Source organism: Aliiruegeria lutimaris, from assembly GCF_900099935.1.
GTDB lineage: Bacteria > Pseudomonadota > Alphaproteobacteria > Rhodobacterales > Rhodobacteraceae > Tropicimonas > Tropicimonas lutimaris.
On record NZ_FNEK01000163.1, the window covers coordinates 1 to 2,851 of the forward strand.

Below are 2,851 nucleotides of genomic sequence, written 5' to 3' on the forward strand. Positions count from 1 at the left end.
GACGGGCAAACGCCCGATCAGGCATATCTCAACCCGCCACGGCCAGTCCCGGTCGCGGCATAACTGAGCGGAAGATCCACTTAGAAAACGGCTTCCACCTGTTCAGACAAACCGAGCCACCTCTCAACGATTTCGCTGGCGCAGCAATGGCGGGAAAGAAACTCCGGCCTGGGTACTGACGCCAGCGCGATGCGTCTTCCAATGCAGACCTAAACCGGACAGGCTTCAGTCGGCAACATCGTCGCGATGCAGATACCAATCGTCGAATCCTGATAGGTACTCGAACCGGCGTACATAGCCATTGGCTGTCATCAATGCGTGGATCTGTTCCCGTCTATCGCCGTAGTTATGCTCGATCGACAAGGCGCGAACATGACGCGCCCCAAAATCGAAAGCGGAAAGAATCTGGTATTCGGTGCCTTCTGTGTCGATCGAGATATAGTCGATAATGGAAGGAGCCGCGAACTCGTCTAGCAAGTCATTGAGGGTGATAGTTTCGACCTGAACTATTTCTTCTGCGATGAAATCTTCGTTGCGCGCATCTTCTGAAACCGCGAGCCGAGACAGCATCGGCCGCGACGCGCAAACGAACTCCAGTTTCGTGCCGGTAGCGTCATGTACGGCCTTTGGCGTAAAACGGCATTTCCGTGAGCGCCGAATCTCATTGTGAAACCCTAGATTGGGCTCCGAGAGGATACCCGTCCAGCCGAAGCGCCGCTCCAGCATGACAGTATTTGACATGTTGGTTCCATTTGCAGCGCCAAACTCCACAAAGTAACCGTTCCGCTTCGCTCCAAGTTCATACGCAACCCAGAAATCCTGTAACCTCTGCCCGTGGTTCCAGTGAGCCAGCGGCCAAGAAAACTCCGCAAGCCCCTCGATGCTGCGAGGTCCTTCTCGAACTTGAGGTGGGTTTGACGCCAGGTCCCTGTCAATCGACTTCCAGAGTTCCGTGTTACGCCTAACTTCGACACGTCTTGCTCGGATGTCTTTCAAAAACTGCAATGCGAACGTCGTTTCATCCGACATTTGAGATCGATCCTGTTGGGCGGCGGTTAACTTTCTGCCGCGGCGTTACTCTGGCTGTAGATTGGTATCAACGATGTTGGTGTCAAAATCATGACCCTAACATAGCTTTGAATCAGAGGTTTCAAACAGCTCTCTACGAGCGGAGCCATCATGTGATGGCGTATTTTTCGCACTCGCGACAATAGGGGCGTTTCTTTCGCATGATCGGCAGTCGGGTTAGAATGCAAGGAGTTGCTGCGTTGCCGCGAACGGCGGCAAGGTCGGCAAACTACCCATTCGGGCGGCCTCCGGTTGAGAGTTCGACGAGGCAGCGATCAGAAGTCCGGAGACTGCGCCCAGCCGCCATACGATGCAATTCTGCCAGGTCGGGTTTCAAGGAAAAGGCCGACATCGAGCAACCCTCTCTTAGTTCGGTGAATACACATCCGGCATGTTACTCTGATCGACGTGGTTCTTCGCTTGGCGCTTGCAACGAAGGGAATGGATGATGATCAGCGATACCAACGGCCTGCTTGATGCAGTTCGCAGGCAATTGGACGATCAGACGGCTCAGATCCTGTCACTCGACAGCAAGGGTTATGAAGACGGTTTTGCTGATGCCGTGACCGGCGGTGAAGGAGTCAATCGCCATTCGGGAATTGCGCGAACGAGTTCGGGCGAGGTGGAGTTCAAATTAGTCGCAAAGACCTGCGCTGAGTTTTCACAGGGCGCCAGCCAAAGATCATGGCTTTATTGGAAGCGCGAACCTCTGGCATACGATAGCGGCCTCCTCGATGCCCTTTTTGGATTGGCGGCTCCTCGGTGCTTTGGCGTCACATTTCCGGACCGGGCAACCGCCGTGATCTATATGGAGGCTGTCGAAAATGATCAGACCAGTTGGGATTTTGAAACCTACGAAAGAGCCGGTCGTGCATTGGGAAGGTTCAACGGACACAACCTGAACAATCCAAGCGCGCACCGCAACTGGATGGCGCCAAGCCGCGCCATATGCTGGGTTAATGAAGCCCGCTCTACCTTGGACACGCTGATGGATCTTAAGGGAGACCCTGTTGTGTCGCGCTGGCTTCGCGGAGCATTGCTCGAGCGTACCTTTGCATTGTGGTCCGATGCGGACGTCCTTCTGGAAGCCATGCGCGAGTTGCCGAGTTGCCTGTGCCACCACGATGCATTCAGGCGCAACCTGATGATGCAGCCCGATGATCGCCAAGAAGAAGCTGTTGTGGCGATAGACTGGGCATTTGTCGGTCCGGGTGTCGTCGGCGAAGAGCTTGCGGCGACGGTTGGAGTCAGCCTTCAGTTCATGGAAGTTGAGCCGGAGGACACGCGCCGATTAGAGCAGAGCGTCTTCTCCGGCTACCTCATGGGCCTGAGGGATGCGGCTTGGAAAGGTAGTGAGGCCGATGCTCGATTGGGTTTTGTCGCGTCAACGTCCTTGATGCTTGGTCTTGGGGCATTGGGACCGTGGCTGCCGCTATTACGCGATCCGGACTTTGAGCCAATTGTCGAGAAGATCGTCGGAGTACCCAAAGATCGCTTCATCGACAGGATTTCAGAACTTCAGGGCTACTTCTTGGATCTTGGTGAAGAGGCTGTGTCCAGTATCCGGGGCATTCCAGACATCTGACAGAAACCATGAGGTGTCGCCACCGTCGGCAAACTGGACCTTCCCATGCAGTTGCTTCGTCGGGCAATGTTTTAGCAGTGCCGTCGCCTGGGCGATGTGGTCCGCTTCCTGCGCATTGCGGATGAGGTGGATGGCTCCTGCTCCACCGGCATCGAACGTGCCAAAGTGCAGTTGTCATCGACTGCGAGGAAAGGAGCC

Annotated in this window: 2 protein-coding genes; one reads left to right on the top strand and one right to left on the bottom strand. The window is 55.2% G+C overall.

All coding sequences use genetic code 11. The features are described from left to right. Window positions 1-225: 225 nt before the first annotated feature. Entirely contained in the window at window positions 226-1,029 is an 804-nt protein-coding gene (locus BLR85_RS28090) for an FkbM family methyltransferase (RefSeq protein WP_093165155.1), read from the bottom strand. Window positions 1,030-1,516: 487 nt separating this feature from the next. On the opposite strand from BLR85_RS28090, the gene BLR85_RS28095 reads away from it, so the two are divergent. After that, window positions 1,517-2,653: a phosphotransferase gene (locus BLR85_RS28095; RefSeq protein WP_170844822.1), complete on the top strand. Its 1,137-nt coding sequence runs from the start codon at window positions 1,517-1,519 to the stop codon at window positions 2,651-2,653. Window positions 2,654-2,851: the final 198 nt, after the last annotated feature.

Excerpts from the sequence above, each read along its gene's own strand:
- BLR85_RS28090 (WP_093165155.1), bottom strand. The coding sequence starts at position 1,029 with ATGTCGGATGAAACGACGTTCGCATTGCAGTTTTTGAAAGACATCCGA.
- BLR85_RS28095 (WP_170844822.1), top strand. The coding sequence starts at position 1,517 with ATGATCAGCGATACCAACGGCCTGCTTGATGCAGTTCGCAGGCAATTG.